General features: G+C 73.9%; 21 protein-coding genes and 1 riboswitch. Of the genes, 10 read left to right on the forward strand and 11 right to left on the reverse strand.

Translation table 11 applies throughout. The annotated features are described in order from the left end of the window. Positions 1–9: 9 nt before the first annotated feature. The 5 genes from ACGFZN_RS05780 (at position 10) to ACGFZN_RS05800 (ending at position 4,802) form a co-directional block, all read left to right on the forward strand. The gene (locus tag ACGFZN_RS05780) at positions 10–993 is read left to right on the forward strand and encodes a DEDDh family exonuclease (RefSeq protein WP_393857230.1); all 984 of its coding nucleotides are present in this window, start codon (positions 10–12) and stop codon (positions 991–993) included. 108 nt (positions 994–1,101) lie between these two features. Beyond that, positions 1,102–1,335, forward strand: coding sequence for a hypothetical protein (locus ACGFZN_RS05785; protein ID WP_330340843.1), 234 nt, complete (start codon positions 1,102–1,104; stop codon positions 1,333–1,335). Between the two features lie 16 nt (positions 1,336–1,351). Then, the gene (locus tag ACGFZN_RS05790) at positions 1,352–2,179 is read left to right on the forward strand and encodes an SURF1 family protein (RefSeq protein ID WP_393857231.1); all 828 of its coding nucleotides are present in this window, start codon (positions 1,352–1,354) and stop codon (positions 2,177–2,179) included. Between the two features lie 77 nt (positions 2,180–2,256). Further along, positions 2,257–4,041, forward strand: a complete 1,785-nt coding sequence (locus ACGFZN_RS05795) for a glycoside hydrolase family 15 protein (RefSeq protein ID WP_393857232.1) — start codon at positions 2,257–2,259, stop codon at positions 4,039–4,041. A gap of 5 nt (positions 4,042–4,046) precedes the next feature. Then, positions 4,047–4,802, forward strand: coding sequence for an SDR family oxidoreductase (locus ACGFZN_RS05800; protein WP_393857233.1), 756 nt, complete (start codon positions 4,047–4,049; stop codon positions 4,800–4,802). A 152-nt stretch (positions 4,803–4,954) separates the two neighbouring features. On the opposite strand, the gene amaP is transcribed toward ACGFZN_RS05800, so the two are convergent. Genes amaP through ACGFZN_RS05825 form a run of 5 tightly spaced genes read right to left on the reverse strand, consistent with a single transcriptional unit; the run spans position 4,955 to position 7,231 of the window. Next, positions 4,955–5,536: an alkaline shock response membrane anchor protein AmaP gene (amaP, locus tag ACGFZN_RS05805; protein WP_393857234.1), complete on the reverse strand. Its 582-nt coding sequence runs from the start codon at positions 5,534–5,536 to the stop codon at positions 4,955–4,957. A 5-nt stretch (positions 5,537–5,541) separates the two neighbouring features. After that, positions 5,542–6,156: a DUF6286 domain-containing protein gene (locus tag ACGFZN_RS05810; protein ID WP_393857235.1), complete on the reverse strand. Its 615-nt coding sequence runs from the start codon at positions 6,154–6,156 to the stop codon at positions 5,542–5,544. Next, positions 6,156–6,512: a hypothetical protein gene (locus ACGFZN_RS05815; protein WP_393857236.1), complete on the reverse strand. Its 357-nt coding sequence runs from the start codon at positions 6,510–6,512 to the stop codon at positions 6,156–6,158. Before ACGFZN_RS05815 ends, ACGFZN_RS05810 begins: the two co-directional genes overlap by 1 nt. A gap of 7 nt (positions 6,513–6,519) precedes the next feature. After that, positions 6,520–6,714 (reverse strand): hypothetical protein, encoded by a 195-nt coding sequence (locus ACGFZN_RS05820; RefSeq protein WP_393857237.1) that lies wholly within the window; start codon positions 6,712–6,714, stop codon positions 6,520–6,522. A 40-nt stretch (positions 6,715–6,754) separates the two neighbouring features. Beyond that, on the reverse strand, positions 6,755–7,231 hold the full coding sequence (locus ACGFZN_RS05825; RefSeq protein ID WP_393857238.1) for an Asp23/Gls24 family envelope stress response protein: 477 nt from the start codon (positions 7,229–7,231) through the stop codon (positions 6,755–6,757). 98 nt (positions 7,232–7,329) lie between these two features. On the opposite strand from ACGFZN_RS05825, the gene ACGFZN_RS05830 reads away from it, so the two are divergent. After that, a complete protein-coding gene (locus tag ACGFZN_RS05830; RefSeq protein WP_393857239.1) occupies positions 7,330–8,070 on the forward strand; it encodes a nucleopolyhedrovirus P10 family protein in 741 nt (246 codons plus the stop codon). Positions 8,071–8,096: 26 nt separating this feature from the next. Here ACGFZN_RS05830 and ACGFZN_RS05835 read toward each other — a convergent pair whose 3' ends face one another. From ACGFZN_RS05835 to abc-f, 3 genes are all read right to left on the reverse strand, one after another. Beyond that, on the reverse strand, positions 8,097–8,900 hold the full coding sequence (locus ACGFZN_RS05835) for an enoyl-CoA hydratase/isomerase family protein (protein ID WP_393857240.1): 804 nt from the start codon (positions 8,898–8,900) through the stop codon (positions 8,097–8,099). A 162-nt stretch (positions 8,901–9,062) separates the two neighbouring features. Then, positions 9,063–9,284, reverse strand: a complete 222-nt coding sequence (locus ACGFZN_RS05840) for a helix-turn-helix domain-containing protein (RefSeq protein WP_004002281.1) — start codon at positions 9,282–9,284, stop codon at positions 9,063–9,065. A gap of 323 nt (positions 9,285–9,607) precedes the next feature. Beyond that, the gene (abc-f, locus tag ACGFZN_RS05845) at positions 9,608–11,206 is read right to left on the reverse strand and encodes a ribosomal protection-like ABC-F family protein (protein ID WP_393857241.1); all 1,599 of its coding nucleotides are present in this window, start codon (positions 11,204–11,206) and stop codon (positions 9,608–9,610) included. A gap of 279 nt (positions 11,207–11,485) precedes the next feature. Between abc-f and ACGFZN_RS05850 the strand changes: the two genes are divergently transcribed. Beyond that, positions 11,486–11,899, forward strand: coding sequence for a VOC family protein (locus ACGFZN_RS05850; RefSeq protein WP_393857242.1), 414 nt, complete (start codon positions 11,486–11,488; stop codon positions 11,897–11,899). Between the two features lie 13 nt (positions 11,900–11,912). Here ACGFZN_RS05850 and ACGFZN_RS05855 read toward each other — a convergent pair whose 3' ends face one another. From ACGFZN_RS05855 to ACGFZN_RS05865, 3 genes are all read right to left on the reverse strand, one after another. Continuing rightward, positions 11,913–13,424, reverse strand: coding sequence for a hypothetical protein (locus ACGFZN_RS05855; protein WP_393857243.1), 1,512 nt, complete (start codon positions 13,422–13,424; stop codon positions 11,913–11,915). Between the two features lie 172 nt (positions 13,425–13,596). Further along, positions 13,597–14,724, reverse strand: coding sequence for an alpha/beta hydrolase (locus tag ACGFZN_RS05860; protein WP_393857244.1), 1,128 nt, complete (start codon positions 14,722–14,724; stop codon positions 13,597–13,599). A gap of 121 nt (positions 14,725–14,845) precedes the next feature. Beyond that, positions 14,846–15,508, reverse strand: a complete 663-nt coding sequence (locus ACGFZN_RS05865) for a class II aldolase/adducin family protein (protein ID WP_393857245.1) — start codon at positions 15,506–15,508, stop codon at positions 14,846–14,848. A 777-nt stretch (positions 15,509–16,285) separates the two neighbouring features. Here ACGFZN_RS05865 and ACGFZN_RS05870 point away from each other — a divergent pair. From ACGFZN_RS05870 to ACGFZN_RS05880, 3 genes are all read left to right on the forward strand, one after another. Next, positions 16,286–17,041 (forward strand): lysozyme, encoded by a 756-nt coding sequence (locus ACGFZN_RS05870; RefSeq protein ID WP_393857246.1) that lies wholly within the window; start codon positions 16,286–16,288, stop codon positions 17,039–17,041. 153 nt (positions 17,042–17,194) lie between these two features. After that, a complete protein-coding gene (locus ACGFZN_RS05875) occupies positions 17,195–18,439 on the forward strand; it encodes an anion permease (protein ID WP_393857247.1) in 1,245 nt (414 codons plus the stop codon). Positions 18,440–18,473: 34 nt separating this feature from the next. Next, positions 18,474–18,701, forward strand: a complete 228-nt coding sequence (locus ACGFZN_RS05880; RefSeq protein ID WP_393857248.1) for a hypothetical protein — start codon at positions 18,474–18,476, stop codon at positions 18,699–18,701. A 137-nt stretch (positions 18,702–18,838) separates the two neighbouring features. Then, positions 18,839–18,979: riboswitch (cobalamin riboswitch) on the forward strand. The last annotated feature ends 28 nt before the right edge of the window (positions 18,980–19,007 follow it).

Consider the following 19,007-nt stretch of genomic DNA (forward strand, 5'->3'; position numbering starts at 1 on the left):
TCAGTGACCATGCTCGAAGACCGTGCGACCGCAGTGTCCTCCCCCACCCGGTGGCCGGCCGCGTATCCCAAGGGATACGCGGTCGTTGACGTGGAGACCACCGGCCTGGCCCGGGACGACCGCATCATCTCGGCGGCCGTGTACCGGCTGGACGAGCGCGGCGAGGTGGAGGACCACTGGTACACGCTGGTCAACCCGGAGCGCGATCCGGGACCGGTGTGGATACACGGTCTGACGAGCGAGGTGCTCGAAGGGGCCCCGCTCTTCGCGGACATCGCCGAGGAGTTCGCGGCGCGGCTGGACGGCCGGGTGCTGGTCGCGCACAACGCGGTCTTCGACTGGCAGATGATCGCCCGGGAGTACGCGCGCGCGGAGCGCGAGGCGCCGGTGCGTCAGCGGCTGTGCACCATCGCGCTGTCGAAGGAGCTGGGGCTGCCGCTGCCCAACTTCAAACTGGAGTCCCTGGCGGCGCACTACGGCGTCGTCCAGCAGCGGGCGCACCACGCACTGGACGACGCGCGCGTGCTCGCGGAGGCGTTCCGGCCCAGTCTGCGGGCCGCGGCGGCGGGCAACGTACGGCTGCCGCTGCTGGAGTGCCGGCCGCTGACGGAGTGGTCGGACCGTCCGGTGCCCCGGCAGGCCTCCGCCGGCTACGGCGGCTACCGGACGGGCGGTTGGCGCCCGGCCCGCAAACGGCCGGCGTGCCCTTACCCCAACCCGGGCCGCTACGAAGACGGCAAACCCCTCAAACAGGGCATGCGGGTGGCGTTCTCCGGGGACACCTCCGTCGACCGCGAGCTGCTGGAGGACCGGGCCACCGAGGCGGGCCTGCACGTGGCGTCCAGCATCTCCCGGCTGACCAGCCTGCTGGTGACCAACGACCCCGAGTCGGGCACGTCCAAGGTGGTCAAGGCCCGGCAGTTCGGCACCCCGATCGTGGACGAGGCGGCCTTCGGGCAGCTGCTGCGGGACGTCGAGCCGGCCGACGGATGACGGCACCGCCCGGCGCCGAAGGACGGTCATCGTACGAACGGGTGGTTGCCGGACGACTCACCCGGCGCCCGCTCGCCCGTGCGCCGGGGACGGCTCACCCTGTGGCGCATGGCGAAATGTGAAGTTTGCGGCAATGACTACGGCATGGCCTTCGAGGTCCACGCACAGGGCGCGGTGCACGTCTTCGACTGCTTCTCCTGCGCGATCCACCGGATGGCCCCGATCTGCGAGCACTGCCGGGTGCAGATCATCGGGCAGGGCGTGGAGGCCGACGGCAAGTTCTACTGCGGGGCGCACTGCGCCCGCGCCGAGGGCAAGGTGGGGATCGTCGACCGGGTGTGACCCGGTACCCGCCTGAATGCACCCCACGGCCCGGAGGTACCGTCGTGGGGTGCACCGCTACCGCTTCCTGTTGTCCCGCCAGTGGGTGATCCTCACGCTCGTCGCGATCGCGCTGATCCCGACGATGATCAGGCTGGGTTTCTGGCAGAAGCACCGGTACGAGGAACGCACCGCCCGCAACGACCTGGTCTCCGCCGCGCTGCACGCCAAGCCGGTCCCGGTGGAGCGGCTGTCCTCCCCCGGGCACGCCGTGACCCGCACCGAGCGGTACCGCACGGTCACCGCGACCGGCACCTTCGACACCGCCCGGCAGGAAGTGGTCCGGCGCCGGACCAACTCCGACGGCGAGGTCGGCTTCCACGTGCTCACCCCGTTCGTCCTCACCGACGGCAGGGTGCTGCTCGTCAACCGGGGCTGGATCCCCGCGGACGGCGCGCAGACCGCGTTCCCGAAGATCCCCGCCCCGCCGTCCGGCCGGACCACCATCACCGGGCGGCTGATGGCCGACGAGACGACCGCGGCGAGCGGCATCAAGAACGTCAAGGGCCTGCCCGACCGGCAGATCATGCTGATCAACAGCGAGCAGGAGGCGCACCGGCTCGGCGCGCAGGTGCTCGGCGGCTATGTCGAGCAGACCGCGCCCACGCCCAAGGGCGGCCCGGAGCAGATCTCCGATCCCGGCACCGAGGACGCCCCGCTGAACTACGCGTACATGATCCAGTGGTGGCTGTTCGCCGCGGGCGTCCCGGTCGGCTGGTGGTTCCTGGTCCGCCGGGAGATCCGCGAGCGCGAGGAGGCCGAAGCGGAGGCGAAGCCGGAGGAGAGCGCACCGGCCGCCGTATGACCCGGCGCCGCCGGACGCCCCTCACTCCCCCGGCGCACCCTTGATTGGCCCTCCGGTCCGCCGGGAAACCGCATCCCGTGAACGCGCGCATCGAGGACTACGCCCTCATCGGTGACGAGCAGACGGCCGCGCTGGTCGGCAGGGACGGCTCGATCGACTGGCTCTGCCTGCCCCGCTTCGACTCCGGCGCCTGCTTCGCCCGGCTGCTGGGCGACGAGGACCACGGCCACTGGCGGATCGCCCCGAAGGGGGCCGGCACCTGCACCCGGCGCGCCTACCGGCCCGACACCCTCGTCCTCGACACCGAGTGGGAGACCCCCGACGGCTCCGTCCGCGTCACCGACCTGATGCCGCAGCGCGACCGGGCCCCCGACGTCGTACGCATCGTCGAGGGGACCGGCGGCCGGGTCACCGTCCGCAGCACCCTGCGGCTGCGCTTCGACTACGGCTCCATCACGCCCTGGGTGCGCCGCTCGGACGGGCACCGGGTGGCGGTCGCGGGACCCGACTCGGCGTGGCTGCGCTCCGAGCCGGCCGTGCACACCTGGGGCGAGGGCTTCGGCACCCACTCCGAGTTCACCCTCGCCGAGGGCGAGCGGGTGGCGTTCGTGCTCACCTGGCACCCCTCGCACGAGCGCCGCCCGCCGCTCATCGACCCCTACGAGGCCCTGGAGAGCAGCGTCACCGACTGGCGGCGCTGGGCCCGGCGGTGCCGCTACGACGGCCCGCACCGGGACGCGGTCGTCCGCTCCCTGATCACCCTCAAGGCCCTCACCTACGCCCCGACCGGCGGGATCGTCGCCGCCGCGACCACCTCCCTGCCGGAGAAGCCGGGCGGCGTGCGCAACTGGGACTACCGGTACTGCTGGCTGCGCGACTCCACCCTCACCCTCGGCGCGCTGCTCAGCGCCGGCTACCACGAGGAGGCGTCCGCCTGGCGCGACTGGCTGCTGCGCGCGGTCGCGGGCGACCCGGCCGACCTGCAGATCATGTACGGCGTCGCCGGCGAACGGCGGCTGCCGGAGACCGAAGTGGACTGGCTGCCCGGCTTCGCCGGCTCGGCCCCGGTGCGCATCGGCAACGGCGCCGTGGACCAGCTCCAGCTCGACGTGTACGGCGAGGTGATGGACTCGCTCGCGCTGGCCCGCAGCGCGGGGCTGTCCCCGCGCCCGCACATGTGGGCCATGCAGCGCTCCCTGATGGGGTTCCTCGAGACGGCGTGGCGGCAGCCGGACGAGGGGCTGTGGGAAGTGCGCGGCGGCCGGCAGCAGTTCGTGCACTCCAAGGTGATGGTGTGGGTGGCCGCCGACCGGGCCGTGCGGACGCTGGAGCGGTACCGGGACCTCGACGGCGACCTGGAGGGCTGGCGCAGGCTGCGCGAGGAGGTCCACCGGGAGGTGTGCGAGAAGGGGTTCGATCCCGAGCGCAACACCTTCACCCAGTACTACGGCTCCCGGGAACTCGACGCGGCGCTGCTGCTCATTCCGCGCGTCGGTTTCCTGCCGCCCGACGACCCGCGGGTCGTCGGCACGGTCGACGCGATCCGCGAGGACCTCGGGCACGGCGGCTTCCTGCGCCGCTACGACACCGAGGACTCGGTGATCGACGGGCTGCCGGGCGGCGAGGGCGCCTTCCTGGCCTGCTCGTTCTGGCTGGCCGACGCGCTGCACATGACCGGCCGGACCAAGGAGGCGAGGGACCTGTTCGACCGGCTGGTGGGCCTGTGCAACGACGTGGGCCTGTTGGCCGAGGAGTACGACCCGGTCGACAGCTGCCAGCTGGGCAACTTCCCGCAGGCCTTCAGCCACATCGGCCTGGTGAACACCGCCCTCACGCTCTACGGGGACGAGCAGGCAGGATAGGGGCCATGGATCTTGGACTGAAGGACCGGGTGTACGTCGTCACCGGGGCGACCCGCGGGCTGGGCAACGCCGCCGCGCGGGAACTCGTCGCCGACGGGGCGAAGGTCGTGATCAGCGGCCGGGACGAGAAGCGGGTGGCCGAGGCCGCCGCGGAGCTGGGGCCGAACGCGGTCGGCGTGGCCGCGGACAACGCCGACCCCGGGGCGCCGGAGCGGCTGATCGCGGCCGCCCGGGACGCGTTCGGCGCGTTCCACGGCGTGCTGGTGAGCGTGGGCGGGCCGGCGCCGGGGTTCGTGGCCGACAACACCGACGAGCAGTGGCGGAACGCGTTCGAGTCGGTGTTCCTCGGGGCGGTGCGGCTCGCCCGTGCGGCGGCGGCCGAGCTGGCGGAGGGCGGGGTCATCGGCTTCGTGCTCTCCGGGTCGGTGCACGAGCCGATCCCGGGGCTGACCATCTCCAACGGGCTGCGGCCGGGGCTCGCCGGCTTCGCCAAGTCGCTCGCCGACGAACTCGGGCCGCGCGGCATCCGGGTGGTGGGCCTGCTGCCGACGCGGATCGACACCGACCGCGTGCGCGAGCTGGACGGGCTGTCCGCCGACCCCGAGGCCACCCGCGCCGCCAACGAGTCACGCATCCCGCTGCGCAGGTACGGCACACCGCAGGAGTTCGGCCGCGTCGCGGCGTTCCTGCTGTCACCGGCCGCCTCCTATCTGAGCGGGATCATGCTCCCGGTGGACGGGGGCATGCGGCACGGGTTCTGAGCGGCGCCCCTCACGGGCGGGCCGGCCGACGCCCGACGCGCCCCTTCGGGCAGGCCGGCCGGCCGCCGCGAGCCACGGCCGCACCGCGCCGAGCGGCACCGCGGCACCGACCCATGAGCCGCACCCCATCCAACGGCCCGTGCGGCAGCGCGTCACACGACCCGCTCCGCGCGGTGCCGGACCGTGCGCAGGCGCACCTGGGCCGGAAGCGCGGCCAGGCCCGCCGACTCGCGTGCGTGCGCCAGGGCCTGGGCGGTGAACTCGTGCAGCGCCTTCGCCGGGTCGACATGCGGCTCCAGCTGGAGCCACACCCGCGCCCTGGGCGCCGTACGGCTGCCGTGCAGCAGGATCTCGGCGTGCGCCACCCCGTCCTGCCGTACGGCCTCCTCGGCCAGCGCCGACTCCACGGCCCGGCCGCGCAGCAGGGCGGACGCGCCGTCACCGGTGTCCACCACGACCTCGGTCAGCCGGCGCCGGCGCACGGCCGTCGTGAGCCACCACAGGGCGCACAGGAGCACCAGGGCCAGTACGGCGATGACGGCCGGCCACCACCAGCCGGCGCCCCGCCAGTGGGTGCGCTCGGACCTGGTCAGCAGCACGTCGTGCGGGCCGGTGTGGATCCACCAGGTCGGCGGCAGCGCGCCCAGGCCGACGGCCAGGACCCCACCGCCGGCCGCGAGCAGGACCAGGCCGGCGAGGGCCAGCAGCACGCGGTTCGCCACGCCACTGCGCATCGCCGTCACCCCTTGCGTCCGGGCCGGGCCACCTGCACGGACAGCGTGGGCGGCCGGGGCAGGCCGAGCCCCTGGAGGGCTTCCGTGAGCACGGTGTAGAGGTCGGCGCCCACCTCGTCCAGGTCGCGGAAGTGCGCGAGGGCGCGCACGTCGGCCTTGCCGCGGCGCATCCGCACCCGGACCGACCGGACGCCGGACACGTCCATGGCGCGGTCGCGCAGCACGAGCGCCGCCGCGTCCCGTGTCAGCGCGGCCCGGACGTCGGGGTGCGGGCGCCGCATGGGCAGCAGGCCGCGCAGACCGGGCGTGACGGCGAGGACGATCAGCCACAGGCCGAGCGCGGCGGCGACGGCGGCGCCGGTCAGCACCCAGACGTCGTCCAGCGGCCGTTCGGCCAGCTGCCGGGCCAGTGCGCGGCGCCAGCGCATGGCGGGGCGGTGGGCGCGCACGGCGGCGATGTCGTACAGCAGCAGGCCGGCGCCGCCCAGCAGCAGCACCGCGACGACGGCGGCCGGGACGCGGCGCGGCGACCAGAAGCGGCCGCTGCCCTCGGCGGGGGCGGGCGGGGCGCTGCCGGGGTCCTTCTCGAGGGTCGGTGCGGTCGGCTGTGGCTCGCTCATCACGCCCTCCCGTGCGGTGCCAGGTGGAGCCGTTCGACCCGGACGGCGACCTCGGGCACCTCCATCTCCGTCAACGCGCTTACCCGCTCGGCGACTTGATGACGCACGGCGGCGCAGCGGGCACCGACGTCGCAGGGGTAGCCGAGTTCGAGGCGGACGCGGACGCGGGCCGTGTCGCGGTGGACGACGACCGTGGCGTGCGGGGCGGCCGCGCCGGCGGGCGGCGGGGGCAGGGCCTCGCGGGCGGCCTGCGCGGCGATCTTCGCCACCACCCGGTCGGCGATCCGCAGGGCGCCGCGCTCACCGGGCGGCACGAGGTCCGCCGGCGGGCTCACCGCGCCGGTCTCGGCGGTCATCGTCGTCTCACCGCCCCCGGTCGCGCCGGGTGTCGCGGGTGCGGAAGAAGTCACCCGGTTCCAGGTCGCCGTCCGCGAACCGGCCTACGACGAAACCGACCGCGCCGAGCGCCGCCACCAGCAAAAACGCGCCGAAACCGCCGAAGTACCCGGCGAAGCCCAGCGCCATTCCGGCGATCATGCCGGTCACGGCCATGCTCATGCAGCGCTCCTCAGCTCATCGGGTGGTGTGCGGGCGGGGGTCACTGGATCCGGGGTTCGGGCTCCTCTTCCTCCTCCTCGGGCAGTTTGACGTCGCTGACGGCGATGTTGACCTCGACGACCTCGAGTCCGGTCATGCGTTCCACCGCCGCGATCACGTTCTCCCGTACGGCGCGGGCGACGTCGGCGATCGCGACGCCGTAGTCGACGACGATCTCCAGGTCGAGCGCGGTCTGCACCTCGCCGACCTCGGCCTTCACGCCCCGGGCCACCGACTTGGAGCCGCCCGGCACCCGGTCGCGCACGGCGCCGAAGGTGCGGGCCAGGCCGCCGCCCATGGCGTGCACGCCGACGACGTCCCGGGCCGCGAGACCGGCGATCTTCTCCACGACGCCGTCGGCGATGGTGGTCCGGCCGCGGGTGGCCGGATCGCCGCCGCCGCGCCGGGTGGTCTTGCGGGTCGAGGTCGTCACCTGTGTCCCGGGCTCGCCCTCGGGGGTGGTCGTCAGGTCGGTCATCGCCGCACGTCCCTTCGGTGGTCGTCCCCTTCGAGGTCCTCCGTCCACCGTATGCAGGCTTCCCCGGCGGCGCGCCCGCGATACGGCAGGCTGGAGGAATGACGGCGCAGGAGTGGGTACAGGCGGTGCGGCACCAGGTGGGGCTGGGCAGGCTGCTGCCGCTCGGCGGGCCGCGTGACGGGGCGTGGATCGCGGAGGCCGCGGCCGCGGCGGTGCTGCGGCGGGCGGTGCGGGGGATGCCCGGGGTGCGGCTGGGCGGGCTGCGGCTGGGCCCGGCCGATCCGGAGGAGGCGCCGGAGTCCGTCGTACCGGCGCCCCCGAGCGCGCTGCCGCCGGGTGCGCTGCGGCTGACGGCGGACTTCGCCGCGACGGCCGCCGAGCCGCTGCCCGCGGTGGCGTCCCGGCTGCGGCGGGCGCTGGCGACGGCCGCGGTGGAGCGGCTCGGGCTCGCGGTGACGGAGGTGGACCTGCGGGTCACCGACCTCCTGGAGGCGGGGGCGCCGGCGGCGGACGTGCGCCCACCGCAGCCGGCGCCCGCGCGGGAGCCCGCGCACCCCGACGAGGCCCGGGTGGCCGCCGCCGCGCTGTCCGTGCCCGGGGTGACCGCTCTGACGGGCTCCCTCGGCGGACTCGGCCGGGCGGTGCACCTGGAGCAGCGCACGACCGGCACCGCACCGCCCGGACTGCCGCACCGCCACGCACGCGTGGAACTGACCACGAGCGCGCACCACCGGACCCTCGACGTGACCCGGCAGGTCCGCTCAGCCGTACGGGACGCGCTGGAGGACAGACCGACGGTGACGGTACTGGTGACGGCGGTGAGCCAGGCCCAGCGGTGAGATCAGGTCGTTCGTGGGGGCGGGGCTCAGTCGCCGAGGCCTGCCAGGTCCCTGAGGCGGCGGGACTGGGCGGCGCGCTCGGCGGCGCGCTGGGTCTCGAAGTCGCGGTCCTGGGCGCCGCGCAGGAGGGCCTTGGTCTCCACCACGGCGTCGCGCGGCGCGGCCAGCAGCGCGGCCGCCAAGTCGCGTACGGCGTCGTCGAGTTGGTCCGCGGGCACGGCGACGTTGGCCAGTCCGGACGCCACGGACTCCTCGGCGCCGACGAACCGTCCGGTCGCGCAGATCTCCAGCGCGCGGGCATACCCGACGAGACCGACCAGCGGGTGCGTGCCGGTCAGGTCGGGCACGAGGCCGAGGCTGGTCTCGCGCATGGCGAACTGCACGTCGTCCGCGACGACGCGAAGATCGCAGGCGAGCGCGAGCTGGAAGCCGGCCCCGATGGCGTGCCCCTGGACGGCGGCGATGGACACGATGTCGCTGCGCCGCCACCAGGTGAACGCCTCCTGGTATTCGGCGATGGTCGCGTCGAGCCCGGCGTCGTCGCGGCGCGCGAGCTCCATGAAGGTCGGCTCGCCCGGGATCCCCTCCGGGGTGAACATCTGCCGGTCCAGCCCGGCGGAGAAGGACGTGCCCTCGCCGCGCAGCACGACGACGCGGACGGAGCCCGGCAGCAGCCGGCCGGCCTCGGTCAGCGCCCGCCACAGAGCGGGGCTCTGCGCGTTGCGCTTGGCCGGGTTGGTCAGCGTCACCGTGGCGAGCGCGTCGTCGACGGTGAGCCGTACGCCGTCCTTGTCGAGTACAGGAGCGAGGTCCTTGTCGAGCGAAGCCATGGGGCGCCTCCGATGGGTGCGGTCATCACGCAGTGCCGTGACGGCATGCTAAGTGACTGCACAGTAACCACCCGGCCGGTCCGGCGTGTCCCCGGGCCCCTCACAGGTCCGGGGCGAGGCCGGCCGGATGGCCACCATCGAAGCCGATGGGCCGCCCGGGGGTCAGGACGATGCGGCCTTCTTGCCCCGGGTCGCTCCGCCACGCCCACGAAGCGTGACGCCCGACTCACTGAGCATCCGGTGTACGAAGCCATACGAGCGGCCGGTCTCCTCGGCCAGTGCTCGGATGCTCGCACCGGAGTCGTACTTCTTCTTCAGGTCTGCCGCGAGCTTGTCGCGCGCGGCGCCGGTCACCCGGCTGCCCTTCTTCAGAGTCTCGGCCACCCGTGCCTCCTCATGGGAAGTGCGCTCTGGTCTCCTCATGATCACCCCTCCCGGGCCTGATGGCCACCCATTCGGCAAGGTCCGTGAGACATCGTTGTGACGACAGGAGTGGATCCCCACAAGCGGAATCAAGGATTCCAAAGGGTGGTGTCGTTGGGGCCGAACGGGTGGATTCGCGAAGTGCCAGGTCAGGGACGCGAAACGGCCGACCCCTTGGCGCGCAAGGGATCGGCCGGAAAATCCGTGTAGGACACACCCCGATACGAGGAGATCTCACACAGATGATGGATCACGGATGAGCCGAATGATCCATACGCAGTGGATCACGCCAGGGCGACGAGGTCCGCGTAGTCGGAGCCCCACAGGTCCTCGACGCCGTCCGGCAGCAGAATGATCCGCTCCGGCTGCAGCGCCTCGACGGCGCCCTCGTCGTGGGTGACGAGGACGACCGCGCCCTTGTAGGTGCGCAGGGCGCCGAGGATCTCCTCGCGGCTGGCCGGGTCGAGGTTGTTGGTCGGCTCGTCGAGCAGGAGCACGTTCGCCGAGGAGACGACCAGGGTGGCGAGCGCGAGGCGGGTCTTCTCGCCGCCCGAGAGCACCCCGGCGGGCTTGTCGACGTCGTCGCCGGAGAACAGGAACGAGCCGAGCACCTTGCGCACCTCGACCAGGTCCATGTCGGGGGCGGCGGAGCGCATGTTCTCCAGGACCGTGCGGTCGGGGTCCAGGGTCTCGTGCTCCTGGGCGTAGTAGCCGAGCTTGAGGCCGTGGCCGGGGACGACCGCGCCGGTGTCCGGCTGCTCGACGCCCGCGAGGAGCCGCAGCAGGGTGGTCTTGCCCGCGCCGTTGAGGCCGAGGATGACGACCCGCGAGCCCTTGTCGATGGCCAGGTCGACGTCGGTGAAGATCTCCAGCGAGCCGTACGACTTCGACAGGCCCTCGGCCATCAGCGGGGTCTTGCCGCAGGGCGAGGGCTCCGGGAAGCGGAGCTTGGCCACCTTGTCGGACATGCGGACCTCTTCGAGGCCGGCGAGCAGCTTCTCGGCCCGGCGGGCCATGTTCTGCGCGGCGACCGTCTTGGTGGCCTTGGCGCGCATCTTGTCGGCCTGGGCGTTGAGCGCGGCGGCCTTCTTCTCGGCGTTGGCGCGCTCCCGCTTGCGGCGCTTCTCGTCGGCCTCGCGCTGCTGCTGGTAGAGCTTCCAGCCCATGTTGTAGATGTCGATCACGGACCGGTTGGCGTCCAGGTAGAACACCTTGTTGACGACCGTCTCGACCAGGTCGACGTCGTGGGAGATGACGATGAAGCCACCGCGGTAGGTCTTCAGGTAGTCCCGCAGCCAGATGATCGAGTCCGCGTCGAGGTGGTTGGTCGGCTCGTCCAGCAGGAGGGTGTCCGCGTCGGAGAACAGGATCCGGGCCAGCTCGATACGGCGCCGCTGACCGCCGGAGAGGGTGTGCAGCGGCTGGCCGAGCACGCGGTCGGGCAGGTTGAGCGCGGCGGCGATGGTGGCGGCCTCGGCCTCGGCGGCGTACCCGCCCTTGGTGAGGAACTCCGTCTCCTGGCGCTCGTACTGCCTGAGGGCCTTCTCGCGGGTGGCGCCCTGGCCGTTGGCGATGCGCTGTTCGTTCTCGCGCATCTTGCGGATCAGGACGTCGAGGCCGCGCGCGGACAGGATCCGGTCCCGGGCGAGCACGTCCAGGTCGCCGGTGCGCGGGTCCTGCGGGAGGTAGCCGACCTCGCCGGAGCGGGTGATGGTGCCGGCGGCGGGGATGCCCTCGCCGGCCAGGCACTTGGTGAGGGTGGTCTTCCCGGCGCCGTTGCGGCCGACGAGGCCGATGCGGTCGCCCTTGGCGACACGGAAGGTGGCGTTCTCGATGAGGACGCGCGCACCGGCGCGCAGCTCGATACCGGAGGCGGAGATCACGGACAGACTCCAGGGCGTACAGGGATTGGCGGGTGGGCGGCTGAGGACGTTCCGCCGTCTAATGCGCGAGGAGAATGGCCATGGGATGAAGTCTAACGGGGCCGTGCAAGCGGTTTTTCTACGTCCGCGCGTTCGGTGCGGGCCGGGGAGATCGTCGCGGGCGCGCGCGGCCGTCCGTGCGGCGTGCGGCGAGGCGGGCGCCGCGCACCGGGCGTTGTCGGTGGCCGCTGCGACACTGAACGCGACGCCCCACATCCGAGGCACGAAGGAGTGATCGGCATGGCAGGCACGAGCGGCGGACGGCCGGGCCTGTGCCCCACGCTGCTGTACGCGGACGCGAAAGCGGCGATCAGGCAGCTGACGGAGGCGCTCGGCTTCACCGAGCTGTCGCTGTACGAGACGGAGGACGGCACGGTGATGCACGCCGAGCTGGTCCAGGGCAACGGCGCGGTGATGATCGGCTCCAAGGGCCGCGGCGGCCTGTTCGACACGGTGATGAAGGACGCGGGGCCCGCGGGGGTGTACGTCGTCGTGGACGACGTGGACGCCCACCACCAGCGGGCCGTGGAGCACGGCGTGGAGATCCTGATGCCCCCGACCGACCAGGACTACGGCTCGCGGGACTACATGGCCCGCGACGTCGAGGGCAACGTGTGGAGCTTCGGGACGTACGCCCCGGAGATCACCGGCTGACCTCCCGGCCGGTTCAGCCTCCGGTGTGCACCTGGAAGGCGGCCCGGCGCACGGCCTTGGCCAGGGCCGGGTCGGGATGCGCGGCGGCGAGCGCCACCAGGACCTGCACGGTGCGCGGGTGCCCGACGGCGCGGACCTCGTCGAGCAGCTGCGGGACGGTGGGCTGCACCGCGGCCTCCAGATGCCGGACCAGCATCGAGGCCTCCCCGTGGTCGGCGACGGCCGCGGCGGTGTCCACCCACAGCCAGGTCGCCTCCTGACGGGTGAGGACCTCGTGGGCGTCCTCCGGGTCGATCCCGTCGTGCTCGGCGAGCCACAGCAGGGCGTAGGGCCTGAGGGCCGGCTCCTCCACGACGGCGCGTACGTCGGGCTCGGCGGGGGCGCCCACGACGCGCAGCGCCTCGAAGGCCAGCCCGCGCAGCAGGGCGTCCTCGCCGCGTGCGGCGTCGATCAGTTCGGTGACGGCGTCGCCGACGGTGCGGGCGGCGAGCCAGGCGCGGTACTCGGCGCGGGCGGCGTTGGGGCGGAGCTGGGCGCAGCCGCGGAGCATGTCCTCGGCGGACTGCTCGATGTTGCCGGCCGGGCTCTGCGCGGCCACGCAGATCTGCTCCAGCTTGACCCACACCGCCCAGCTGCCCAGCGGGGTGAGGGTGGCCTGGCCGTCGCCGTAGGTGAGCGCGCCGACGGCGGCGAGGGCCCGCAGCGCCCAGTCGAGCAGCGGCGCGAGCGCGGCGTCGCCGGTGGAGGCGGGGGCTTCCGGTGCGGCCACGGCGAGGTCGCCGGCCGCCGCGACGGCCGGGCGGGCGGCCGCGGAGCCGGCGGGCTGCCGGGCTCCCGGCACCGCGGGCCGGCCGGTGCCGGGGCCGGCGGGCCGGCCGGTGCCGGGGTCGAGGGGGACCTCGCAGCGCTCGGTGCGCAGTTCGGTGACCCGCTGCTGGAGCAGGTCGAGCAGCTGCTCGACCGGGACGGGCCCGGCGGACAGCTGGAGGAAGGAGAGCACCTGGGGCATGGCCGAGACGACCTCGGCGACGGCTGCCGGCTCGAACTCCTCGGGTTCCGGGGAGGCGAGCGACCAGGCGTCGAAGAGGGCGACCCAGCCGCGCAGCACGGCGCTGTCATCGCGGTTCCAGGCGCGCAGCCGCCAGCCGGGGCGCGCGCGGTCGCCGTGCACCTCGACGAGTCCGGCGAGGCGCGCGGTGTCCCAGTCGGCCCGCACCTGGGCGACGCTCAGAGCGAGGTCGGCGGCGGCGCGCCGGGCGGTGGCGTCGGAGAGGGTGGCCTTGCCGTCGGCGGTGGCGCCGTCGCTGCCGGGGCCGAGCGCGGCGTCGGCCCAGCGGGCCACGCGGACCGGGCCGGCGAGTTGGGCGCGGGCCATTCCGGCCAGTTCCGCGGGGGCCGGGGTGCCCTCCGGCGGCCGGGGTGCGGGGCGGCGTGGGCGCCGCTGGTTCACAGCTCTGGGGGCGGCGGCCAGGGGTCGCGGTCGGACGAGTCGGAGCCTGGAGTCGCGCGGGATACGGGACGTCACGGGTGCAGTCTTCCGGTTGACGGTCCGAAAACCCAAACGGAATGTCACGGCGGGCGACGGGGCGGGCCAGAGCACGGGGTCCGGGATGCGGCGAGGAGGGGGGATCAGGCCAGTCGTACGGCCGTAAACGGAATCCTCGCCGCCGGGCGGCCGGGGCCGGGGCCCGGCGCCGTCACACCAGCGGGGTGAGGAAGCGGCGCAGCCGTTCCTGGTACTCCTCCGGGTCGGCGTTCCACATCGCCGCGTGCGGGGCCTCCCGCACGGTGTGCAGGGCGACCAGGTCGGGGCGGCGGCGGGCGAGCCTGCGGGAGAACTCCCAGGGCGCCACCCGGTCGTCGGGGCCGTGGAAGACCAGGGTCGGCACGGTGAGCCGGCCGGGGTCGGTGATCTCGGGGACCCGGTCGGCGTACAGGCCGGTGCGGCCCTGGGCGGCGCGCACGGCGAGCGGCAGCAGCGGCGGCGGGGTGTGGCGGGCGCGGGCCAGGGCGCGCAGCGTGGCCTCCCAGCTGAGCACCGGCGAGTCGAGGACCAGTCCGGAGATGTGCTCGCGCAGCGCGGAGTGCTCGGCGGCGCGCAGGGCCATCGTGGCGCCGGTGGACCAGCCGAGCAGGACGACCCGGCGGGCGCCGCTGCGCACGGCGTGGCGGATCGCCGCGTCCAGGTCGCGCCACTCGGTCTCGCCGAGGTGGTTCAGGCCGTCCGGCGAGCGCGGGGCGCCGGGGTCGCCGCGGTAGGCGAGCGCGAGGACCGGCATCCGGCGGGCGTGCAGGGCGGGCATCAGGTTCATGGCCTGTTCCCGGGTGGTGCCGAGGCCGTGCACGGCGATCACCCAGGTGTCCCGGGCGCCGGGCACGAACCAGGCGGGCAGCTCGCCGACTTCGCCGGGGACCCCGACGTCGGCGTGGTCGAGGCCGAGGGCGGCGGACGGATCGCCGACGTACAGGTTCGGGGTGAGCCACACCGCGTCGCCGGAGGAGAGGGTGCCGTGCGTGACGCGCTCCAGGCGGCGCACGACGGTGTCGGCGGTGTGCCGGGCGCTGTCCAGGACGGGTCCGACGACCGCGTGGGAGCCGTCGCCGGCGAGGCCGTAGGTGCCGGGGCGCAGCGAGGCCAGGTCCCGGGTGAGGGTGATCTGGCCGGCGGCGGTGCCGTGCACGGTGAGGCGGGGCTCGGTGGGCAGCGGGCGCCCGGCGGGCGCCTTCAGGGCGGCGCCGCTGGCGAGGCGGCCGGCGGCGACGGACGCCACGGCCATGCCGGCGGCCACGGCCGTGGTGAGGGCGGTCGCTTTGACGGGGCGCACGCGTCCAGTGTCCCGGCGGTTGCCGTCACCGGCCAGTGGAAGGGCGGGGGCGGGTGAGGAGCGCCGGCGACGGGTGAGGCGGTCGACGAGGCGTCGGAGCGGGGTGCTGTGCGGCAAGGTGTCACCTCCGTTGGCCGTACCCCCTCAACCGTTCCCCGGTCTCGGCGAGTTGTGCCTCCGTCAGCAGGGACGGGGTCAGTCCGGGCACCGAGGACGCCGTCAGCCACAGGCGGCACATCCACTCCAGCTGGGCGGTGCGGTCGTAGGCCTGGTCGAGAGTGTCGCCGTAGGTGAGCGTGCCGTGGTTCTGCAGCAGGCAGCCGGAGCGGCCGGCCAGCGCGTGCAGCACGTTCTCGGCCAGTTCGTCGGTGCCGTACGTGGCGTAGGGGGCGACGCGGACGGGGCCGCCGAGGGCCGCGGCCATGTAGTGGACCAGGGGCAGCTCGGGCACGAGCGTGGAGACCGCCGTCGCGTGCACGGCGTGGGTGTGGACGACCGCGCGGGCGTCGGTGGTGCGGTACACGGCGAGATGCATGGGCAGCTCGCTGGTCGGCACCAGGGCGCCGAGCACCTGGCGGCCGGTGAGGTCGACGCCGGTGATGTCGTCCGGGGTCAGCCGGTCGTACGGCACTCCGGAGGGGGTGACCAGCACCAGGTCGCCCACGCGCGCGGAGACGTTGCCGGAGGTGCCCACCACCAGCCCGTCGGCCACGCTCCGCCGCGCCGTCACGACCAGCTCCGCCCAGATCCGCCCGTGCTCCGCGTCCCACCGCTGCTCAGCCATGCGGCGATCCTGCCAGGCGGGGAGCCCGCGGGAGGAGCACGGAGGTGTTTTTCCGACCGCGAACACGGCCCGGCCGTGAGTACGGCCCGGCGGTGGCGCAGGCCCACCGCGAGCAGCGCCGCCCCGCCGATAGCGCCGGCCCACCGCGAGCAGGGCCCGACCGATGGCGCCCGCCCACCGCGAGCACAGCGGACGGCGCCCGCCCACCGCGAGCAGGGCCCCGCCAATGGCACTCGCCCACCGCAAGCACCGCCCGCCGGTGGCACCCGCACACCGAAAGCACGCCCCCACCGATCGCGCCCGCCCGCCCAAGCACCGCCCCGACCGCGAGCTCGGCCCGACCGATGGCACCCGCCCACCGCGAGCACGGCCCCGCCGACGGCGCCGGCCCACCGCGAGCCCCCCCCCACCGATGGCAGCCGCCCACCGCAAGCCCCCCACCGCCAGCACTGCCCCGCCGACGGCACCCGCCCGCCGCAAGCACAACCCCGCCGACGGCGCCCACCCACCGCGAGCACGGCCCCGCCGATGGCGCCCACCCACCGCGAGCACGCCTCCACCGATACCTCCCGCGCGACCCCGCCCCGCCCGCCGCACCCCTGCCCCGCCCCACCCCCGCAAGGAGCCCTCCGCTTCCGGTCGCGGATCCGCACCCCCGATCGGGCGAAATCGGGCTGAATCGCCGTGAATTGCCGCCGTTTCGGGTGATCGGCAGGCCTTCAATGGTCCCTCTTTGCCCGCCGGACGACCCGTCCGTCCGCAGACCCGGGGAGACACATGGCCCGTGAACGCACCCTGCTCCGTCGCCGCGCCGGTGTTCTCGCGGCGGCCCTGGCGGCGCTCGCCCTCGCGGGCACCGCGTCCGCCGCCGCCGGACCTCCGGCCCTGGTCTCGGGACTGCAACGGGGGCACGACGTCTCGTCGCACCAGAGGGACGTCGACTGGCAGGGCGCCCGGTCCGCGGGCGCGCGGTTCGTCTACGTCAAGGCGACCGAGTCCACGAACTACGCCAACCCCTACTTCTCCGGGCAGTACGGCGGCGCGGCCCGCGCGGGCCTGTACCGGGGCGCGTACCACTTCGCGCTGCCGGACAGGTCCTCCGGCGCCCGGCAGGCCGCCTACTTCGTGCGGCACGGCGGCGACTGGTCGGCGGACGGCCGCACCCTGCCGCCGGCGCTGGACATCGAGTACAACCCCTACAACAAGAAGCACCGGTGCTACGGGATGGGCTGGAAGCGGATGGTCCGCTGGATCCGGTCGTTCAGCGACGAGGTCAAGCGGGAGACCGGCCGCCGCCCGGTGATCTACACGACCGCCCAGTGGTGGCGGCAGTGCACCGGCGACAGCCACGCGTTCTCGAAGAACCACGCCCTGTGGATCGCCCGGCACAGCGCCTCGGAGCCGGGCAGGCTGCCGGGCGGGTGGCGGTACTGGACCTTCTGGCAGTTCGCGACCAAGGGCCGGCTGCCGGGTGACCAGAATCTCTTCAACGGGTCCACGAGCCGGCTGAAGATCCTCGCGCGGGGCCGGTAGCCAAGGGGCGCCTGGGCCGCCGAGGCCGGGCGAGGGAAAACGGAATCCACACCCTCCTCTTTTGACACCCCCATGCCCGCCTCAGTTCATCTTCCGTTCACCCAGGTTGCCTACGTTCGTCCAGCCAACGACCTCGAACGATTGCCTGGGTAAATGGAAAGCTTCTCGCTGATCCTCGCGATAGTGGTGGTGACCGCTCTCGCGTTCGATTTCACGAACGGTTTCCACGACACCGCGAACGCGATGGCCACCACCATCTCCACAGGCGCCCTGAAGCCCAAGATCGCGGTGGCCATGTCCGCCGCCCTCAATCTGGTGGGCGCCTTCCTCTCCGTGGAGGTCGCGAACACGATCTCCAAGGGTCTCGTCGACGAGACCGGCATCCGTCCCGAGGTCATCTTCGCCGCCCTGGTCGGCGCGATCCTCTGGAACCTCGTGACCTGGCTGGTGGGCCTGCCCTCCAGTTCCTCGCACGCCCTGATGGGCGGTCTGATCGGCGCCGCCGTCGCCTCCGCCGGCTTCGGCGCCGTGCACGGTGACGTCCTGGTCACCAAGGTGCTGCTGCCCGCGGTCGCCGCACCGGTCGTGGCCGGCGTCGCCTCGATGGTGGCCACCCGGTTCTCCTACGGCATCGGTGGCAAGGCCGAGGGCGAGGCCACCCGCAAGGGCTACCGCGCCGGCCAGATCGCCTCCGCCGGCCTGGTCTCCCTCGCCCACGGCACCAACGACGCCCAGAAGACGATGGGCGTCATCACCCTCGCGCTGATCGCGGGCGGCGCCATCGCCCCGGGCTCGAACCCTCCCACCTGGGTCATCCTCTCCGCCGGCCTGGCCATCGCGCTCGGCACCTACATCGGCGGCTGGCGGATCATCCGCACCATGGGCACGGGCCTGACCGAGCTGGAGCCGCGCCAGGGCTTCGCCGCGCAGACCAGCGCCGCCACCGCCATCCTCGCCTCCTCCCACCTGGGCTTCTCGCTGTCCACCACGCACGTCGTCTCCGGCTCGGTCATGGGCGCGGGCCTCGGCCGCAAGGGCGGGGTGGTCCGCTGGTCCACCGCGACCCGCATGGCCGTCGCCTGGGTGCTCACCCTGCCGGCCGCCGCGCTGGTCGGCGCGGGCGCCGAGACCGTCACGGACCTCGGCGACTGGGGCACCGCGGTGGTCGCCGTCTTCCTCGTCGCCGCGAGCGCCGGCATCTGGAAGCTCTCCCGCCGCGAGGTCGTCGACCACACCAACGTCGTGGACCCGGAGCCGGCCGGTGTGGTGACCACCGCCATCGCCGCCGTGACCCCGCCGCCGGTGGGCACGATCGGCGAGGACCTGACGGCCACCATCCCGGCCCCGGCCGCCGCCGAGCCCACGCCCGAGGCCGTCCCGCCGGCCGCCACCGTCTGACCCCGGCCACACCGGTACCCAAGGAAGCAACCCCATGAAGATCGACTGGTCGGCCCTCGGCTCCGTCTTCGGCGTCAGCCTCGCGTTCACGGTGGGCCTGGTGGCCCTGTTCACCCTCGGCGTCAACGGTCTGGCGCGTCGCGAGAAGGCCGCGGCCCAGGGTGGCTCCGCCGCCCTCGCGGTCACCGGCGCCTACGTCTGCTTCGCCGCGTGCGCGGCGGCGGTGGCGTACGGCATCGTCCTCATCGTCTCCAAGTCCTGACCGCGCGCTTCGCTGGAAGCACCGGCCGCCTGGGCTCCCCTCGTGTCGTGAGGGGGGCCCTTTTGCGTGCGCCCCGGCGCAGCCGCGGTGTGGGGATCGGCACACTCTCCCCGCGCAGGTCAACGGCAAGTTGACGGCCGTTCCGGGCGCGTGGTGGACTGCCCAGGCCATGTACGGCGGCAAGAGAGGAAGCCGGTGCGAATCCGGCGCGGTCCCGCCACTGTCACCGGGGAAGAACCCGGGAGCCAGGAACTCTCACCGCCGAATCTCGTCGAACCAGGGCGCGGACACCCTGAGTGAGGACAT

Source organism: Streptomyces sp. NPDC048192 (genome assembly GCF_043202415.1).
Taxonomy (GTDB): Bacteria; Actinomycetota; Actinomycetes; order Streptomycetales; family Streptomycetaceae; genus Streptomyces.